Origin of the sequence: Vibrio sp. L5-1 (assembly GCF_021728315.1) — a bacterium.
GTDB classification, from domain to species: Bacteria; Pseudomonadota; Gammaproteobacteria; order Enterobacterales; family Vibrionaceae; genus Vibrio; species Vibrio splendidus_K.
The window spans coordinates 160,575-178,732 of sequence record NZ_JAKKCQ010000007.1 but is presented as its reverse complement, the minus strand read 5'-3'; the positions used below and the strand labels follow the sequence as shown (position 1 = coordinate 178,732).

12 protein-coding genes are annotated in these 18,158 nt (G+C 45.5%); 10 read left to right on the top strand and 2 right to left on the bottom strand.

The window, feature by feature from the left end; translation table 11 throughout:
• Positions 1-7: 7 nt before the first annotated feature.
• From L3V35_RS20900 to tldD, 8 genes are all read left to right on the top strand, one after another.
• On the top strand, positions 8-1,051 hold the full coding sequence (locus tag L3V35_RS20900; RefSeq protein ID WP_004735928.1) for a rod shape-determining protein: 1,044 nt from the start codon (positions 8-10) through the stop codon (positions 1,049-1,051).
• Between the two features lie 94 nt (positions 1,052-1,145).
• Entirely contained in the window at positions 1,146-2,033 is an 888-nt protein-coding gene (mreC, locus tag L3V35_RS20895) for a rod shape-determining protein MreC (RefSeq protein ID WP_004735927.1), read from the top strand.
• Positions 2,023-2,511 carry a rod shape-determining protein MreD gene (gene mreD, locus L3V35_RS20890; RefSeq protein WP_004735926.1) on the top strand — a complete coding sequence of 163 codons (489 nt, stop codon included), beginning with the start codon at positions 2,023-2,025 and terminating at the stop codon, positions 2,509-2,511. Before mreC ends, mreD begins: the two co-directional genes overlap by 11 nt.
• Before the next feature lie 7 nt (positions 2,512-2,518).
• On the top strand, positions 2,519-3,205 hold the full coding sequence (locus L3V35_RS20885; RefSeq protein ID WP_171329024.1) for a Maf family nucleotide pyrophosphatase: 687 nt from the start codon (positions 2,519-2,521) through the stop codon (positions 3,203-3,205).
• Between the two features lie 20 nt (positions 3,206-3,225).
• Entirely contained in the window at positions 3,226-4,695 is a 1,470-nt protein-coding gene (rng, locus tag L3V35_RS20880) for a ribonuclease G (RefSeq protein ID WP_004735923.1), read from the top strand.
• Positions 4,696-4,705: 10 nt separating this feature from the next.
• On the top strand, positions 4,706-8,578 hold the full coding sequence (locus L3V35_RS20875) for a YhdP family protein (protein WP_237300566.1): 3,873 nt from the start codon (positions 4,706-4,708) through the stop codon (positions 8,576-8,578).
• A gap of 75 nt (positions 8,579-8,653) precedes the next feature.
• Positions 8,654-9,466, top strand: coding sequence for a carbon-nitrogen hydrolase family protein (locus tag L3V35_RS20870; RefSeq protein WP_237300565.1), 813 nt, complete (start codon positions 8,654-8,656; stop codon positions 9,464-9,466).
• Positions 9,467-9,485: 19 nt separating this feature from the next.
• Complete coding sequence (gene tldD, locus L3V35_RS20865; RefSeq protein ID WP_145564581.1) at positions 9,486-10,931, top strand: metalloprotease TldD; 1,446 nt, start codon at positions 9,486-9,488, stop codon at positions 10,929-10,931.
• Between the two features lie 149 nt (positions 10,932-11,080).
• Here tldD and L3V35_RS20860 read toward each other — a convergent pair whose 3' ends face one another.
• Entirely contained in the window at positions 11,081-12,460 is a 1,380-nt protein-coding gene (locus L3V35_RS20860) for a PhoH family protein (protein WP_004735919.1), read from the bottom strand.
• A 466-nt stretch (positions 12,461-12,926) separates the two neighbouring features.
• On the opposite strand from L3V35_RS20860, the gene rapA reads away from it, so the two are divergent.
• Positions 12,927-15,836 (top strand): RNA polymerase-associated protein RapA, encoded by a 2,910-nt coding sequence (rapA, locus tag L3V35_RS20855; protein WP_017086997.1) that lies wholly within the window; start codon positions 12,927-12,929, stop codon positions 15,834-15,836.
• Between the two features lie 140 nt (positions 15,837-15,976).
• Here rapA and L3V35_RS20850 read toward each other — a convergent pair whose 3' ends face one another.
• Entirely contained in the window at positions 15,977-17,254 is a 1,278-nt protein-coding gene (locus tag L3V35_RS20850; protein ID WP_237300564.1) for a divalent metal cation transporter, read from the bottom strand.
• 158 nt (positions 17,255-17,412) lie between these two features.
• On the opposite strand from L3V35_RS20850, the gene rluA reads away from it, so the two are divergent.
• Positions 17,413-18,147, top strand: coding sequence for a bifunctional tRNA pseudouridine(32) synthase/23S rRNA pseudouridine(746) synthase RluA (rluA, locus tag L3V35_RS20845; RefSeq protein WP_237300563.1), 735 nt, complete (start codon positions 17,413-17,415; stop codon positions 18,145-18,147).
• Positions 18,148-18,158 lie beyond the last annotated feature (11 nt).

Below are 18,158 nucleotides of genomic sequence, written 5' to 3'. Positions count from 1 at the left end.
GAAGAATATGTTTAAAAAACTTCGTGGCATGTTTTCAAACGACCTATCGATTGATTTAGGTACAGCCAATACCCTTATATATGTAAAAGGCCAAGGCATTGTTCTTGATGAGCCTTCCGTTGTCGCTATTCGCCAAGATCGTACGGGGTCTGCAAAGAGTGTAGCTGCTGTTGGTCACGCTGCTAAGCAAATGCTTGGTCGTACGCCTGGTAACATTTCAGCGATCCGCCCAATGAAAGACGGTGTAATTGCTGACTTTTACGTAACCGAAAAAATGCTTCAGCACTTTATTAAGCAAGTGCATGACAACAGTGTGCTTAAACCAAGCCCTCGCGTTTTGGTTTGTGTACCTTGTGGTTCAACTCAGGTTGAGCGTCGTGCTATCCGTGAATCAGCATTAGGTGCTGGTGCTCGTGAGGTTTACCTAATCGATGAGCCTATGGCTGCTGCGATTGGTGCTGGCCTACGTGTATCTGAGCCAACGGGTTCAATGGTTGTTGATATCGGTGGTGGTACGACTGAAGTTGCGGTTATCTCACTAAACGGTGTGGTTTACTCGTCTTCTGTACGTATCGGTGGTGACCGTTTTGATGAAGCGATCATCAACTACGTTCGTCGTAACTACGGCAGCTTGATCGGTGAAGCGACAGCAGAGAAGATCAAACACGAAATCGGTTCAGCTTACCCTGGCGATGAAGTCGATGAGATCGAAGTACGTGGTCGTAACCTTGCTGAAGGTGTACCTCGTAGCTTTAGCCTGAACTCAAACGAAATTCTTGAAGCACTTCAAGAGCCGCTATCTGGCATCGTATCTGCAGTGATGGTTGCACTTGAACAGTGTCCGCCAGAGCTTGCTTCTGATATCTCAGAAAACGGTATGGTACTGACAGGTGGTGGTGCACTGCTTAAAGACCTTGATCGTCTGCTTACTGAAGAAACGGGTATCCCTGTTGTTGTGGCAGAAGAGCCATTAACGTGTGTTGCTCTAGGTGGCGGTAAAGCCCTAGAGATGATCGACATGCACGGCGGCGACCTGTTCAGCGAAGAATAATATCTAGTGTTAGGCTCTTTTCTTATCTAGTTTTATGTAAAGAGCCTAGGACCTTGTCTATAGGATCAAATGTAGCTCTAGGACCAAATATAGAATGAAGCCAATTTTTGGTAGAGGTCCCTCTCTACAATTGCGCCTGTTTTTTGCTGTAATTTTATCAGCCAGCCTTATGCTGGCTGATAGTCGTTTAGATGCTTTCTCAAATGTACGCTATCTATTGAACAGCATGGTTGCACCTATTCAATATGCAGCCAATTTACCTCGTACTATGTTCGATGGTGTCTATGACCGTTTTAGTACACGTAAAGGCCTTATCGAATCCAACCATAATATCAAACGAGAAGTCTTGCGCCTGAAGAGCGAGCTGATTCTGCTTGAGCAATATCAAGAAGAAAACAAGCGCCTCCGTAAGCTGTTAGGATCTCCGTTTATCCGTGATGAAAAGAAAGTCGTCACAGAAGTTATGGCGGTAGACACTTCACCATATCGTCATCAAGTTGTGATCGACAAAGGTCAGATTGATGGGGTGTATGAAGGTCAACCGGTGATCAACGAAAAAGGCATTGTCGGCCAAGTGACTTTTGTTGCTGCTCATAATAGTCGTGTCCTGTTACTGACTGACGCAAACAACGCAATTCCTGTTCAGGTTATTCGTAATGATATTCGAGTGATCGCTTCGGGCAATGGCATGATTGATGAGATCCAGCTAGAGCACATTCCAACCAGTACCGATATACAAGAAGAAGATCTATTGGTGACATCTGGACTCGGTGGAGTATATCCAGAAGGTTACCCAGTCGCCTACGTTACTGCCGTTGATTACGACCCGAAACGTGAGTTTGCCGTTATCAAAGCGGAGCCTGTGGTTGAGTTCGATAAGCTCAGATACTTGCTGCTAGTATGGCCTGATGAAAACAAACAGATGCAAGCGGATCAATCCAGCATAGAACAAGCATTGTTAGAGGGCGAAGATGGCCAATAGCGTTTTAAGAAGTAAGGTAGTCATTGGCTGCTCATTTTTAGTAGCACTAATTCTGCAAACGATCCCTTGGCCTGGTAGTTTGGATCTATTTAGACCATCTTGGTTACTACTGGTTACCTGTTACTGGGTTTTGGCTCTACCTCACCGTGTTAACGTGGGTAGCGCTTTGATTCTTGGCTTATTGTGGGATTTGTTGATAGGCTCGACGTTAGGTATTCGAGGCATGATGATGGCAATCGTTATGTACATTATTGCGATGAATTTCCTAGTCATTCGTAATATGGCGCTATGGCAACAAGCGATGATTATTGCCGCGTTAACGGTATTGTTTGAGGTGTTGATCTTCTTTGGTGAATATTTGATCCAAGATGTCGTTTTCAATCCATTATCGTTATGGAGCGCATTGATTAACTGTATACTTTGGCCTTGGATGTTTCTATTAATGAGACGCGTACGTCGTCATTGGCATGTAAGGTAGAGTGACAATGGAAAAGAAGCATTTAGTTTTGGCATCCGGTTCACCACGCCGCAAAGAACTGCTATCTCAACTTGGTTATGAGTTTTCTGTCCTGGTAACTGATGTTGAAGAGTGTAAACACGCCCAAGAAACCGCCGAAGAGTACGTTAAGCGACTATCTTTAGATAAAGCCTTAGCTGCGTTGTCTTTATTGAAAGATAACCCTTCTGAAAAGCAGCATGTCGTTCCTAGTTCTGATAATGTAGTTTCTAGTGTTGATAATGTAGCTGTTGGCTCTGGCATCGTAGCTCTTGGCTCTGATGCTATTTCTCTTGATTCTGAAACAGTCGTTCTTGGTTCTGACACAGTTGTCGTAAGCCAAGGGCAAGTGCTCGAGAAGCCCACCGATTTTGCCGACTCTAAGCGCATGCTTACTCAGTTAGCAAACGAGAGTCACCAAGTGATGACGGCAGTTTCTGTGGTTTCAGAAGAAAAACAAAGAACAGAAATCATTATTACCGACGTATGGTTTAAACCCCTCAGTGAACAAGAAATAGAACAATACTGGCAAACAGGGGAGCCATGCGATAAAGCCGGTAGCTATGGGATCCAAGGTTTGGGTGGGCGCTTTGTTACCCGAATCGAAGGTAGTTATTACGCCGTTGTCGGCTTGCCTTTATATGAAACGGACCAGCTACTGCAAGAATTCTTATAATTACTAATCTGAGGTGCACCATGAGTGCTGAATTGTTGCTGAACGTGACCCCGAGTGAAACTCGCGTGGCCATGATTGAAGGGGGGGCTCTTCAAGAGATCCATGTCGAACGAGATGCTCGACGCGGTATCGTAGGAAATATCTATAAAGGACGTGTAAGCCGTGTTCTTCCGGGAATGCAGGCGGCTTTTGTGGATATAGGCCTTGAGAAAGCAGCTTTTCTACACGCCTCTGATATTGTTCCACACACTGAATGTGTCGCTGAAAACGAAAAGAAGCAATTTCAGGTTCGTGACATCTCTGAGCTTGTTCGCCAAGGACAAGACATTGTGGTTCAAGTCGTCAAAGATCCTCTTGGTACCAAAGGTGCCCGCTTAACGACTGATATTACTTTACCGTCTCGTTATTTGGTCTTTATGCCGGGGGCAAGCCATGTCGGCGTTTCTCAACGTATCGACAGTGAGTCTGAACGTAACCGCCTTAAAAAAGTCGTGTCTCGTTACTGTGACGAACATGGTGGCTTTATTATCCGTACTGCAGCAGAAGGTGCAGACTCGAATGAGTTGGCACAAGATGCGGCATTCTTGAAGCGATTGTGGCTAAAAGTGTTAGAGCGTCGTGGTAAACACAAAGCTCGTACTCGTCTATACGGTGAACTTTGCCTAAGCCAACGTATCTTACGTGACTTTGTTGGTACTGAGTTGAGCCGAATCCAGGTCGATTCGCGTTTAGAATATGAAAACCTAAAAGAATTTACTTCTGAGTACGTGCCAGAGCTGACTGAAAAGCTTGAGTTGTACGAAGGCGACAAGCCTATCTTTGATATGTACGATACCGAGAACGAAGTTCAACGCTCTTTGGATCGTAAAGTCGAATTAAAATCGGGTGGATATCTGATTATCGACCAAACGGAAGCGATGACCACTGTCGACATCAACACCGGTGCCTTTGTCGGTCGTCGTAATCTAGAAGAGACAATTTTCAACACCAACGTAGAAGCGACGCAAGCCATTGCTCGTCAGCTGCGTTTGCGTAACTTAGGTGGCATCATCATTATCGACTTTATCGATATGCTGTCTGAGGAACATCGTAAGCGAGTACTAACTTCTTTAGAGGCGGCGCTAGACAAAGATCGTGTGAAAACCAATATCAATGGCTTCACACAGCTTGGCTTGGTTGAGATGACGCGTAAACGTACTCGTGAAAGTATTGAGCATATTCTGTGTTCGAGTTGTCCTGCCTGTGAAGGCCGCGGCAGTGTGAAAACAGTTGAAACCGTTTGTTATGAAATACTTCGAGAAATCACACGTGTGAATCGTGCGTATGACGCTGACAAGTTTGTTGTGTATGCGGCAGCCGCTGTTGCTGAAGCGTTAGAGGGCGATGAATCTCACGCGCTCGCTGAGCTTGAAGTGTTTATTGGTAAACAAGTTAAAATCCAGGCTGAGCCTCTGTACATACAAGAGCAGTTTGATGTTGTTATGATGTAATGGATATTTTGTGAGCTCAAGCGTTACTCTGATTCTTCGTGCATGTTTATGGTTAGTGGTTACTCTCTTAGTAACGCTAGCCATTGCCGTTACTACACTGCGTGTAGCCTTACCCAATTTAAACAAGTATCAATCTGAAATTGAAGTTTGGGTAAATCAACATTCCGGTTTTGAATTTTCTATTCAAGACGTGGGTGGTTTTTGGCGCAACACTCACCCCTCTATTGCCCTACAAGGCGTTAAAGCCAGCCTTCCAAATGCTGAAGATGTGACCTTCTCTGTTGAGCGTGTTGAAGTCGAGTTTGACTTGATTCAATCGCTTGTTCAGATGCGTCCGGTTGTGGCCGATCTGGTCATGAATCAAATGTACCTTGATATCCGCTCTATTGATTTGTTTGCTGGGCAAAACGGCAAAGATAAACCTAAAGAATCGAACTCTTCAAAGCGAATTATGCAAGAGCTGGATAACTTGTTGTTGAAAACGTTAGTGGATGTTACCGCTAAAAATTCAACCCTTGCCTATCGGACTATTTCTGACGAAGACCGCCAACTCGACATTGAAACTTTAAAATGGCAAAACTCAGGTAAACATCACCTTGCGGAAGGTGTGGTGAGTATTAAAGATGCCAACCTAAATTCCTTGTCAGTGAGTGCTAACTTTGTTGATGGTGGATCGTTGACCGATATGACGGGCGAGTTCTATGTGAGCGCGGATAATATCTCGGTGAAGCCTTGGTTAACCCGCTACATGCAGGCGGAGTCAGGTGTTGAAACCGGTACGGTCAGCCTTAATAGCTGGTTAACGTTGAAAAACAGTAAGCCAGTTAATGCTTATGTTGAGGTATTACCTTCTGAACTGACTTGGAACGAGGATGGCCGCCACGATTTGATGATTGAATCTGGTGTGTTTAAGCTTTCTCCATTGGAAGATGGTTGGCAAGTAAATGGTCACTCACTTAATTTGAGAACCGATGACACGCCTTGGCCTGAACTTGATGTCGCATTTAAGTGGAACAAAGGTCCGTGGCAACTCAATGTTTCTGAGCTTGATGTTGCAACACTAACGCCGTTGATTAAGTTGTTGCCGGATTCTGAACAGTCCACCCAAATGATTAACTCGTTGGCTCCCGGTGGTTTGGTTTCTGATATTCGTGTGTCAATGGATTCAGGTATCGAAAGCTTACGTTATTCTGCGAGTTTTTCTGATATGGCTATCGAGCAATGGGAATTAGTCCCGGGTTTTAGCCAAGTTTCAGGGAGTGTGTTTGGTTCTGCATCAGAAGCGAAAGCCAGCTTGCATGTTATTGATGATGTGTTTCCTTATGGCGATGTATTCCAAGCCCCTCTAAATATCAAACAAGGTCAGGTTGATATTGTTTGGCAGCAAGATGAAAACGGTTGGAAGCTTTGGTCCGATAAAATCACGGCTGCAACGCCAGATTTACAAGTTTTGGGTGCATTTCGCTTGGACTTCCCGAATGATGCAAGCCCATACCTGTCTTTTTACGGTGAAGCGGACGCTTACAATGTGGGCGAAACATGGCGTTACTTACCGACATTAGCGCTTGGCCAAGATTTAACTGATTACCTTTCTACTGCGATTCAAGCCGGTAAAGCCGACACTGTTAAGTTACTTTGGCATGGTGAATTAGCCCAGTACCCCTACACCAATCACGATGGTATTTTCCAAGTTTGGGTTGGGTTAGAGAACGCGAAATTTAGTTTTGATACCGGTTGGCCACTGATTACCGATCTACAACTTGATCTGCTATTTGAAAATGATGCGATGCATCTAGATTCTCGTTCCGCTCAATTGATGGATGTGACGGCAGACCGAATCACAGGACGCATTCCTTATTTAGGGGAAGGCGGCCATATTGAAATTGAAGCTAAAGCGACGGCGTCAGGTAATGCGGTTCGTGATTACATGACGGCTTCACCATTGGTTGATTCTGTGGGTGCCGCCTTAACGGCGCTGCAAGTGAGTGGCGATGTATCGTCTGAATTCCAACTCAATATTCCTTTTGATTCCGAAAAAGAGCCAAGAGCGTGGGGTTATGCTGATCTCAAAGATAACCATGTAGAGATTGAAGCTCCGCCAATGGTGCTTGAAAACACGACAGGACGTATTGAATTTGATAATGATGTGATTACGGCCAACGGTCTCGCTGCCGATTTATTAAAGCAAGGTATTTCCGTTGACTTTAAAGGGCTCAATGATGGGCCTGGATATACCGTTGATATCGATGTATTGGGCGATTGGGACGTTAAGCCTCTAGAGCCTTATATTGGCGAGCAATGGTTAAGCCGTTTATCGGGTCATGCTCAGTGGCAAAGTCAGATTGATATTCAGCTCAACGATATCGGTTTTAGTTACCAACTGGATTTGCAGTCAGATCTTAAGTATTTGGCCAGTGATTACCCATACCCATTGGCGAAAAAATCATTAGAAAGTGGCTCAGCAAGGCTACAAGCATCGGGTAACCAAGAAGCGATTACTGCACGTTTACAGCTCCCTAGCACCAAGTATCAGGCTGAAATTGATATTACAGGCGATGTTCCCAAGTTAACGGCGACTAACTTAGTGCTTGGTCGGGGTGGTTATAAAATTAGTCCTGTCGTTGGCCATCATGCGTTAATTCGCACTGACAAGTTCAATGCCGATGATTGGTTATCGGTTGTTATGGAACCGGTGAAGCCTTCAGATGCTGTGCTCAGTCAAATGAACACGCCAACCATTCCTGCACCAAGTCGCATTACGTTCGAGAGTAAGGAGCTGATCTTAGGTGGTATTCCTTGGAATGATGTCGATTTTAGCGCTCGTAAGAACAAACAGGCGTGGCAGATGGAAGTGTCTAGCCAAGAGATCGAAGGGGATATTAATTATCTGCCTCCATACGATTTAACGGTTTCGCTGGATCGCCTACATTTGTTCGTTCCTGAGTGGAGTGACAAGAAAAACCAAGAACAATTGCTTCAACGAAAAGAGCAAGAAGCCCCATTGATCTCTGAATTGGATAGAAAGATCCATGATGCGATGCCAAATCTAAAATTGACCCTTAACGATTTTTGGTTGCAAGGCTATAAGGTCGGTAAGGTCGATGTTGAACTGGCTAGGCAAGACGATCGTATTGAGTGGAAGAAGATTCAGGTTCGAAGCGGCGGAAACAAAGCGGATGTGAGTGGCTGGTGGGAGTTGAAAGGCGATAAGAGTCATTCATCGCTAGCCGTTGATGTTGAAGGCGAAAACAACAGTGAATTAATGGAACGTTTTGGTATTACTTCAGGGATTCAAAAAGCGCCTTTCGCGCTGGAAGGTCAACTGCAGTGGGATGGATCTCCTTGGGGTATTAAAATGGATACCCTTGACGGAAACGTTGAAACCAAATTCGGCAAAGGCATTATTTCAGACGTAAGTGGTGCTGCTCGATTGCTTGGTTTGTTTAGCCTCGATTCAATTATTCGTAAGATGCAACTCGATTTCTCTGATGTGTTTGATAAAGGCATGGCGTTCAACAGCATCACAGGTACGGGTAAAATTCAAAATGGCATATTCCTGACGAATGACTTGCACATGGATGCCGTCGCAGGCGAGATGCAGATCAAAGGTATCGCTAACCTGAATACGCGTCAGGTTGATGCTGAAGTGAACTTTACTCCTGATATTACCTCGGGCATTCCAGTATTGACGGCCTTTGCGGTAACGCCTCAAACGGCGCTGTATGTATTGGCGGTGACTACGGTTATATCGCCGGTGGTTGAAGTCTTTACTCAAGTGAATTACTCGGTAAAAGGCCCATTGGATTCACCTACGGTGAGTGAGCTTTCTCGTAGTTCTGGCGAGTTCCAGCTACCCGAAAAATTGAGAAAACTAGCTGAGTAGTTGTTAACAAGCCAGTCGGTTAATATACGGTCAAATGCCGATTTCTGAATCATAATGAATAGAGGAGCGAGACACATGGATAGTGTTGGGTTGATTCAAATGACATCTGGCCCTAGCCCTGAATTGAACCTTGCTTACCTTGATCAAGAAGTAGCAAAGTGCAAAGCGTTGGGGGCGAAGTGGGTTGTGTGCCCTGAAAACGCGTTAGTTTTTGGCAGTAAAGCCGACTATCACCAGTATGCTGAGCCTCTAAGTGATGGCCCACTGCAAAAGAAATTATTTGAGTTAGCTAAGCTTCACCGAATGTGGATCGTTGTCGGTAGTATGCCGATAAGCACAACTGAAGGTGTGACCACTACAACCCTAGTGATTGATGACTTTGGGTGCCTAGTTGCTCATTACGATAAGCTACACATGTTTGATGTGGATGTCGCCGATACGCACAAGTGCTATCGAGAGTCGGATATTTTCACGCCGGGTGAGCGAGTTGTGACGACAGAAACGCCTTTTGGTCGCTTAGGTTTGAGTATTTGTTATGATGTGCGCTTTCCACACTTGTATTCAGAGTTACGTAAGCAAGGTGCGCAGATCATTATCGTTCCAGCGGCGTTTACAGCAGTGACTGGTCAAGCGCATTGGGAAGCCTTATTAAGGTGCCGTGCGATCGAAACACAATCGTGGATTGTCGCGGTAGGGCAAGGTGGCAAACATCCTTGCCAAAGAGAAACATGGGGACACTCAATGGTGGTTGATCCATGGGGACGAGTGGTCGCACAATTGGACCAAGAGCCTAAAAGTATGGTGGTTGAGATAGACACATCCAGTTGTGAGTCAATTAGGCAAAATATGCCAATAGCGCAACATTCTCGATTCACCAATCAATTTTAATTACAAACAAGAGCCATTTATGAGCATTAATCAAATTGAAGAAGCACTACTGAACCCGACAGGGCTTACGGAGCAAAATATCGCAGATACATTGGCGAGCATTGCTACCCGCCAAATTGATTATGCTGATATCTATTTCCAGTCAAGCTGGCATGAATCTTTGGTGCTAGAAGATAGCATCATTAAAGACGGTTCTTTCAACATCGACTGCGGTGTTGGTGTTCGAGCGGTATCTGGCGAAAAAACCGGTTTTGCGTACTCTGATCAAATCCAATTAGAGGGTCTGAAGCAAAGTGCGATTGCTGCTCGTGGTATTGCGAAGCAAGGTCAAAACGGCAAGGTTCACGCTTTCAAACGCAATTCGAACCAAGCTTACTATGACGCTGTTAATCCGCTAGCAAGCTGGGAAAAACAACAAAAAACAGAATTACTAAAAGCGCTTGATGCTTACATTCGTACCAAAGAGCCTATGGTTACTGAAGTATCAGTGAGTTTAAGCGGTGTGCATGAGCAGATGCTTGTTGCTGCTACTGACGGCACTTTCGCGGGTGATATTCGTCCGCTTGTTCGTTTGTCTATCAGCGTACTGGCACAAAAAGGCGATCGTCGTGAGCGCGGCAGTGCTGGCGGTGGCGGTCGTTTTGGTTACGACTTCTTCCTAAGCGATGCTAATGGCTCTCAGGTTGCTTACCAATTTGCTGATGAAGCAATCCGCCAAGCGTTAGTTAACCTTGAAGCGGTTGCTGCACCTGCTGGTGCAATGCCTGTCGTTCTTGGTTCGGGTTGGCCGGGCGTTCTTCTGCATGAAGCGGTAGGCCACGGTTTAGAAGGTGACTTCAACCGTAAAGAGTCTTCAGTATTTTCTGGCAAAGTGGGCGAGCAAGTCACATCAAGCCTATGTACGATTGTTGATGACGGTACATTAACGGATCTGCGTGGTTCATTGAACGTCGATGATGAAGGCGTTAATGGTCAGTACAACACACTAATCGAAAACGGCATCCTAAAAGGTTACATGCAAGATAAGCTTAATGCTCGTCTAATGGGTGTAGCGCCTACAGGTAATGGTCGTCGTGAGTCTTACGCGCACCTTCCTATGCCGCGCATGACAAACACTTACATGCTGCCGGGTGAACATACTCCTGAAGAGATTATCTCAACGGTTGAAAGAGGCATCTACGCGCCAAACTTCGGTGGCGGTCAGGTTGATATTACTTCTGGTAAGTTTGTGTTCTCCGCTTCTGAAGCGTACATGATTGAAAACGGTAAGATCACTCACCCAGTGAAAGGTGCAACGCTAATCGGTTCGGGTATCGAAGCGATGCAGCAAGTGTCTATGGTGGGTAACGACCTTAGCCTAGACCGTGGTGTTGGTGTGTGTGGTAAAGCCGGCCAAAGCGTTCCAGTCGGTGTTGGTCAACCAACATTGAAGCTAGACTCTCTTACAGTAGGTGGTACTGAGTAATTCAGGCTAACCCCGTTTGATTAGAGTTTCAGTTTCTTAGAAAATAGAAGTTAGAAGTTAGAAGTTAGAAGTTAGAAGTTAAAAGTTAAAAGCGCCTCCAATGTGAGGCGCTTTTCTGTTTCTGGAGCGCTATTTACTAAACCGAACAGTTACATATTTTCTTCAGCAAACTCGGCCAGTCGGCTTCGTACCACACCATTGAGGTGAATATTGGCACTGCCTTCGAAGTCTTTAAAACGCTCGACCATGTAGGTTAAGCCTGAAGTCACAGGGGTTAAGTAGGATGAATCTATCTGAGCTAGGTTTCCTGAACAGACGATCTTAGTGCCTTCACCACAGCGGGTGATGATGGTTTTGATTTGTGAAGCGGTGAGGTTCTGACACTCATCCAAAAGGACAAAGGCATTTTGAATTGAGCGGCCTCGCATGAAGTTAATCGATTTGAACTGGATATTGGCTTTGTCACAGATGTACTTCATTGACCCTTCGGTGCAGTGATCGTTCTTGTGCAGAGCTTCCAGTGTATCGGTCACCGCCGCTAACCAAGGCAGCATTTTTTCTTCCTCAGTGCCGGGAAGGAACCCAATCGACTCACCGATATCGGGTGTGTTTCGGGTTACGATGATCTTATCGAATTGTTTGCGCTCTATGGTTTGTTCAAGTGCGGCAGCCATGGCTAACAGTGTTTTACCACTACCTGCTGCGCCGGTGAGAATCACCAGATCAATATCAGGGTCGAGCAGTGCATCAATCGCCATCCCTTGATAGACATTCTTAGGTGTAATGTCCCATGTCTTGCGGTTCATTAACCTTTCTCGACTGAGATCTCTCAGCGTAATGCGTTCGGCCTCAATCTCTTCTACACGACCAGCAAAGTCACTTTCTTCGTCAATCACATATTGGTTGAGGAAGGTTGGATCGAAAGGTGCTCTTGCTAGCGTGTGCAGCGTTTTTCCGCCTAAACTTCTACTCTCGACGTTATCGACGCCATCCCAGAATGAGCCTTCGAGTTGTTGAAAGCCTTTAGTGAGGTATTGGATGTCATCAATCAATTGGTCGGTTTGATAGTCTTCAACAAAGCGGACCCCAGCGCCTTTGGCTCGTAAGCGCATGTTGATGTCTTTAGTGATAAGAACCACTTCGCGTGGCGCGCGTTTGTTTTGAAGGTAGAGGACTGCGTTGAGGATTCGGTTATCGCCTGCCTTGTCATCGGCGAAGGCTTTGATGCTTTCTTGAAGTTCGTAATCAGCGAGTATTGAAATACTGCCAGATGCGTTTATGTCTTTAGAAAAAGGAATGCCTTCCGATATTTGGTCTGGTGTGGCTTCCCTGAACAAGTCTTCGAGCGTTCGAATCGCAATTCTCGCATCTCGAGCAACGTCTCTTTTACTGTCTTTGATTCTGTCGAGTTCTTCTAGCACGGTCATGGGGATAACGACATCGTGCTCTTGGAAAGAAAATATAGCGAAGGGTTCGTGAAGTAGGATATTAGTGTCTAAAACAAATAGCTTCCGGTTGGTCTCGCCCATAGCATCTCCTTGCCGACGTGCGGCTTGCCTTGCATTCATTGAACGTAGATAAAGCTCATATAAAGATTAGTATCTCATTCCGGTGATAGTCAACTACTCACCTAAACTTCATCTAGAGAAATATCGCCATATCGTTGTGAATGAATATGGTGTATTCGTTTGAGAGCAGCAATCTGCTACCTATAGATTACCCATGATTTTTTGACAGTTTGATTGCACTGGCGAAAACAGAAAAAAAGTATGAAATCATCTCCTTTAGGCGTGACCTAAATCACAGCATCGAGTAAGATTAGCGACCTTTTTCTGCACCATTTTCTCGAGATATTTATTATTAAGAGCGCACTTAAAAAGTGGCTGCAAACTAGGCATCTTTGGCTATATTTTTAGTTCAAGCGCGATAACGCTCTTGTTTAAAACTGCAGTTAACATGACCAAATTCCAACTATAAGATTGAGGTAGTCGATTCATGACATTTGCTTTGGGGCAACGCTGGATAAGCGATACGGAGAGCGATTTAGGTTTAGGTACCGTTGTAGCAATGGACGCTCGAACAGTGACAGTAATGTTTGCAGCATCAGAAGAGAATCGTGTCTATGCACGCACTGATGCTCCCGTAACCCGAGTAACGTTTAATGTTGGCGATGTCATCGAATGCCAAGAAGGTTGGTCTCTATCTGTCGAAGAAGTTATCGAAGATAAGGGGCTACTGACTTATTTGGGCACTCGTGAAGACACTCAAGAGACAGAGGTGACTCTGCGTGAAATATTCTTAAGCAACCAGATCCGCTTTAACAAACCACAAGATAAGCTGTACGCAGGTCAAATCGACCGTATGGATAACTTCGTACTGCGTTACCGTGCGTTAAGCAATCAATACCAGCAACATAAGAGCCCGATGCGTGGCTTGTGTGGTATGCGCGCTGGTTTGATTCCTCATCAGTTGTACATTGCTCATGAAGTGGGTCGTCGTCACGCTCCGCGCGTTTTACTAGCTGATGAAGTGGGTCTAGGTAAAACCATTGAAGCAGGCATGATCATTCACCAACAGGTGTTGTCTGGCCGTGCTGAACGCATTCTGATTGTGGTACCTGAAACTCTGCAACACCAATGGTTAGTAGAGATGATGCGCCGTTTCAACCTGCACTTCTCTATCTTTGACGAAGAGCGTTGTATTGAAGCCTTCGCGGAGTCAGATAACCCATTTGATACACAGCAATACGTTCTGTGTTCTTTAGATTTCCTACGTAAGAGCCGTAAGCGCTACGAGCAAGCACTTGAAGGTGAGTGGGATTTGTTGGTTGTCGATGAAGCGCACCACCTTGAGTGGAGCCAAGACAAACCGAGCCGCGAATATCAAGTGGTTGAAGGATTAGCTGAAAATACTTCTGGTGTACTGCTACTGACAGCAACCCCTGAACAGCTGGGTCGTGAGAGTCACTTTGCACGTCTGCGTCTGCTTGACCCTGATCGCTTTTACGATTACGAAGCTTTCGTTGAAGAAGAGGACCAATATGCCCCTGTTGCTGATGCAGTAACGGCATTGTTCTCTGGCGTGAAGCTTGAAAACAGCGCAAAGAACCAGATCACAGAGCTTCTGTCTGAGCAAGATGTTGAGCCTCTGTTCCGTGTGATTGAAGGTGATAGCAGCGAAGAAGAGCAAGCCTTAGCTCGCCAAGAACTTATTGATAACCTTATGGATCGCCATGGTACTGGCCGTGTTCTTTTCAGAAACACGCGTGCTGCAATCAAAGGCTTCCCTAAGCGTAATGTAAACCTACTGCCGATGGACATTCCAACGCAGTACACAACCTCGATGCGTGTATCGGGCATGATCGGTGGCAAGATGGCACCAGAAGCTCGAGCGATGAAGATGTTGTACCCAGAAGAGATCTTCCAAGAGTTTGAAGGTGAAGACTCAAGCTGGTGGCAGTTCGATTCACGTGTGAACTGGTTGATTGAAAAGATTCAAGACAAGCGCAGCGAGAAAATCCTAGTGATCGCCTCTCGTGCGAGTACTGCTTTGCAATTAGAGCAAGCACTGCGTGAGCGTGAAGGTGTGCGTGCAACCGTATTCCATGAAGGCATGTCGATTTTAGAGCGTGATAAAGCTGCGGCTTACTTTGCTCAAGAAGAAGGCGGTGCTCAGGTTCTTATCTGTAGTGAAATCGGTTCTGAAGGTCGTAACTTCCAATTTGCTAACCAGTTAGTGATGTTCGACTTACCGTTCAACCCAGACTTGCTTGAGCAACGTATTGGTCGTTTGGACCGTATCGGTCAGCTGCGTGATATCGACATTCACGTTCCTTACCTAAAAGGCACATCGCAAGCGATTCTAGCGCGTTGGTTCGATGAAGGTCTGAACGCATTTGCAGAGACGTGCCCTACAGGTCGCACGGTTTACGACAAGTACTCTGATGTTCTTATTGAGATGTTGGCTTCTGGTAACACCGAACAACTTGATGAAGTGATTGAAGAATCAGCCAAGTTAAATCAAAGCCTAAAATCAGATCTAGAAAAAGGCCGCGATCGCCTATTAGAAATGCACTCAAATGGCGGCGAAAAAGCGCATGAGATTGCAGAAAAGATCGCGTCGACTGACGGTGATACTAACCTAGTGTCTTTTGCACTGAGTCTGTTCGATACCATTGGTTTGAACCAAGACGATAAGGGTGAAAATGCGCTAGTTGTGACGCCATCTGAGCACATGATGGTTCCAAGCTACCCAGGCCTACCTTATGAAGGTGCAACCATCACGTTTGATCGTGAAACTGCGCTGTCTCGTGAAGACATGAACTTCATTAGCTGGGAACACCCAATGATTCAGGGCGGTATTGATCTGCTATTGAGCGAAGGTGTGGGTGCGTCTGCGGTATCTCTACTGAAGAACAAAGCGTTACCTGTTGGTACAATTCTACTTGAGTTGGTTTACCTTGTTGATGCACAAGCGCCAAAGCGCAGCGGTATCAGCCAGTTCTTACCTAAGACGCCGATTCGTTTGATGATGGATGGTCGTGGTAACGATTTATCTGCTCAGGTTGAGTTCGATAGCTTTAACCGTCAGCTAAGTCCTGTGAACCGTCACTTGGCAAGCAAGTTGGTGAATTCAGTACAGGGTGAAATTCACAAGCTAATTGAAGCCGGTGAGACGCATGTACTGCCGAAGGTTGAAGAAGTTCGTCAGCAAGCCCAGAAAGATATGCAAACCAACTTGAACGGTGAGCTAGAACGTCTACAAGCGCTTAAAGCGGTCAATCCTAACATTCGTGATGAAGAGCTAGAGGTTATCGAAGCTCAAATCAATGAACTGACCGGTTACATCAGCAAAGCTCAGGTTCAGCTAGATTCACTACGTTTGATTGTGGTTTCTCACAACTAAGCCAAGAACTCGAATATCGCTAGCTTTACGCTTTAACGAAATAAGGCCTTCATCACGAAGGCCTTATTTGTATCTGTAGCTTGGTTAACCGTTTGGTTAATAGTTCGTTTAAGAGTTTGGCTAATAATTTGGATAGCTGATTACATCAACCATTTCCACCAAACGAATAGAGCTAAGAAACCAAACAAGTAAGTAAGACCAGCTATCGATAACCATTTTAGTTTTGGACCAATCGCAAGCGCTTCCGGAAGCTTAGCTTTGTTTACCAAGATGAAGTTAAGTAGGGCGAAGAATGGCGTAGTTACAAACGCAAGTACCATCGCAAAATCGAGCATTGGCATCAGTGCTGCGCTGAAGAACATCACAATTGCCAATGCCGCGATAGAAACAATGATGCTCCAGCCTTGCAGCATTCTTGGGCTCGATTCTTTTTTCAATAACAGGCGCTGTGATTCTGCAAGCACACGTGAATAGCCATCGATAACGGTAATGGTACTGCCAAAAATACAGAAGAAGGCGACGATTGCGATCAGTGGACGAGACCATTCACCAATGGTAGAGGCGTAAATACCGACCAACTGATGAGTGAAGCCAACGCCAGAGCGAGACAATTCAACTCCTGAGCCGTGAAGTACCAGAGCACCTAAAGCAACGAATACCAGTGCAAGTAGTGCTGTACCAATATAGCCTACATTGAAATCGAACAGTGCTGATTGAGCGGTCACGTCTTGTTTCTCTTTTTGGCTTTTTAGCCACATAGAAGTGATGTTTGAGATCTCGATAGGCGCAGGCATCCAACCCATAGTCACCACGATAAATCCGATAGCAGCCAATGACCAAGGTGATGGTGGCACAAAAGCGGCATCAGGTTCGACTGGAGAGCCAATAGCAATCGCAACAGCGGCTAGAGTGGTGATGGTCAGGACAGCCATGATCGCTTTAGATAGCGTATCGAGAGCACGATAATGACCTGCAAAAAGAATGATCAAACAGGTCGCTAAAACGATCATGCATAAGGTGCTGGTGGCTAAATCAAAAGGAATAAAGTAGCTAAGTAGGCTTGCACTGAATAACAGCAAGGCTGCGGTATTCACGACTGCGGAAATAGCACTCAGTATCGAAAAGATCACAAGGTATGGGCGGCCTAGGTTAGAGTAACCTTCCACCAAGCTTTGACCCGTTCCTAGTGTGTATTGGATACCGGCTCTGAAGAATGGGTATTTGAAGATATTAACGAGGATAATGAGCGCGGCAAGCTGCCAACCATAAATCGCACCAGCCTTGGTTGAGGCGACTAAGTGAGAGCCACCAACAGCTGCTGCGGCCATCATAATACCTGGGCCAAGAGACTTAATTAAACTTGATAGGGGAGCTGAGGTTGGTGTTTTTTCTGTGGTGGCTTTAACCGTACTTTCCATCATTTTTCCTTTGATGCTGACTTCTTATAATCCGTTACCCTATCAATACCATGTCTTGTAAGGTCGTCAACTTTTATGTACGGAAATGTTGAAAATTGTATTTATTAATAAACGAATTAACCGTAAATTATTTATTAACCAGTAATTAAGAGGCTTTAATGGCGTTAGAACAGTACACACCACCGCGTGAACCGTGGATTGATATTGTTTATCAAGATGACGATATTCTTGTGGTGAACAAGCCTGCAGGCCTGCTTTCGGTGCCAGGGAGATTGCCAGAGCATTACGACAGTATGTGGAGTCGGTTGGTTGTCGAATTTGCGGAGATTCAGGTGGTGCATCGACTGGACATGTCGACATCGGGCTTGATGCTGCTCGCTAAACACAAACAAGCTGAGCGTCATTTGAAGAAGCAATTTCAATATCGACTGACACACAAACTCTATTACGCCCGAGTATGGGGTTCAGTAGAAGAAGTAGAAGGTTTGATTGATCTGCCGCTCATTTGTGATTGGCCAAATCGACCAAGACAAAAGGTGTGCTTCGAGGATGGCAAGTCATCACAGACTCGCTATGTGGTGGAGCAGCAAGAGCCTCAAACGACATTATTGAAATTGCTGCCGATCACTGGTCGCTCTCATCAGTTGCGTGTTCATTGTATGGCGATAGGGGCTCCAATTGTTGGCGACGAGTTTTATGCCACGCCAGAGGCGTTTGAGTATAGCGATAGGTTAGCTTTGCACGCGTGCGAACTGAGTTTTTATCATCCGGCTAATAATCAGCTCTTCAAAGCCTTCGTGCCATGTAATTTTTATCCTCAAGCATTGCCACAAATAGAACAGCACTTTGAAATTGCGCCTGAGCTTCCAGACTACAGCAAGCTAAAAGCTTAGAATGGTTAAAT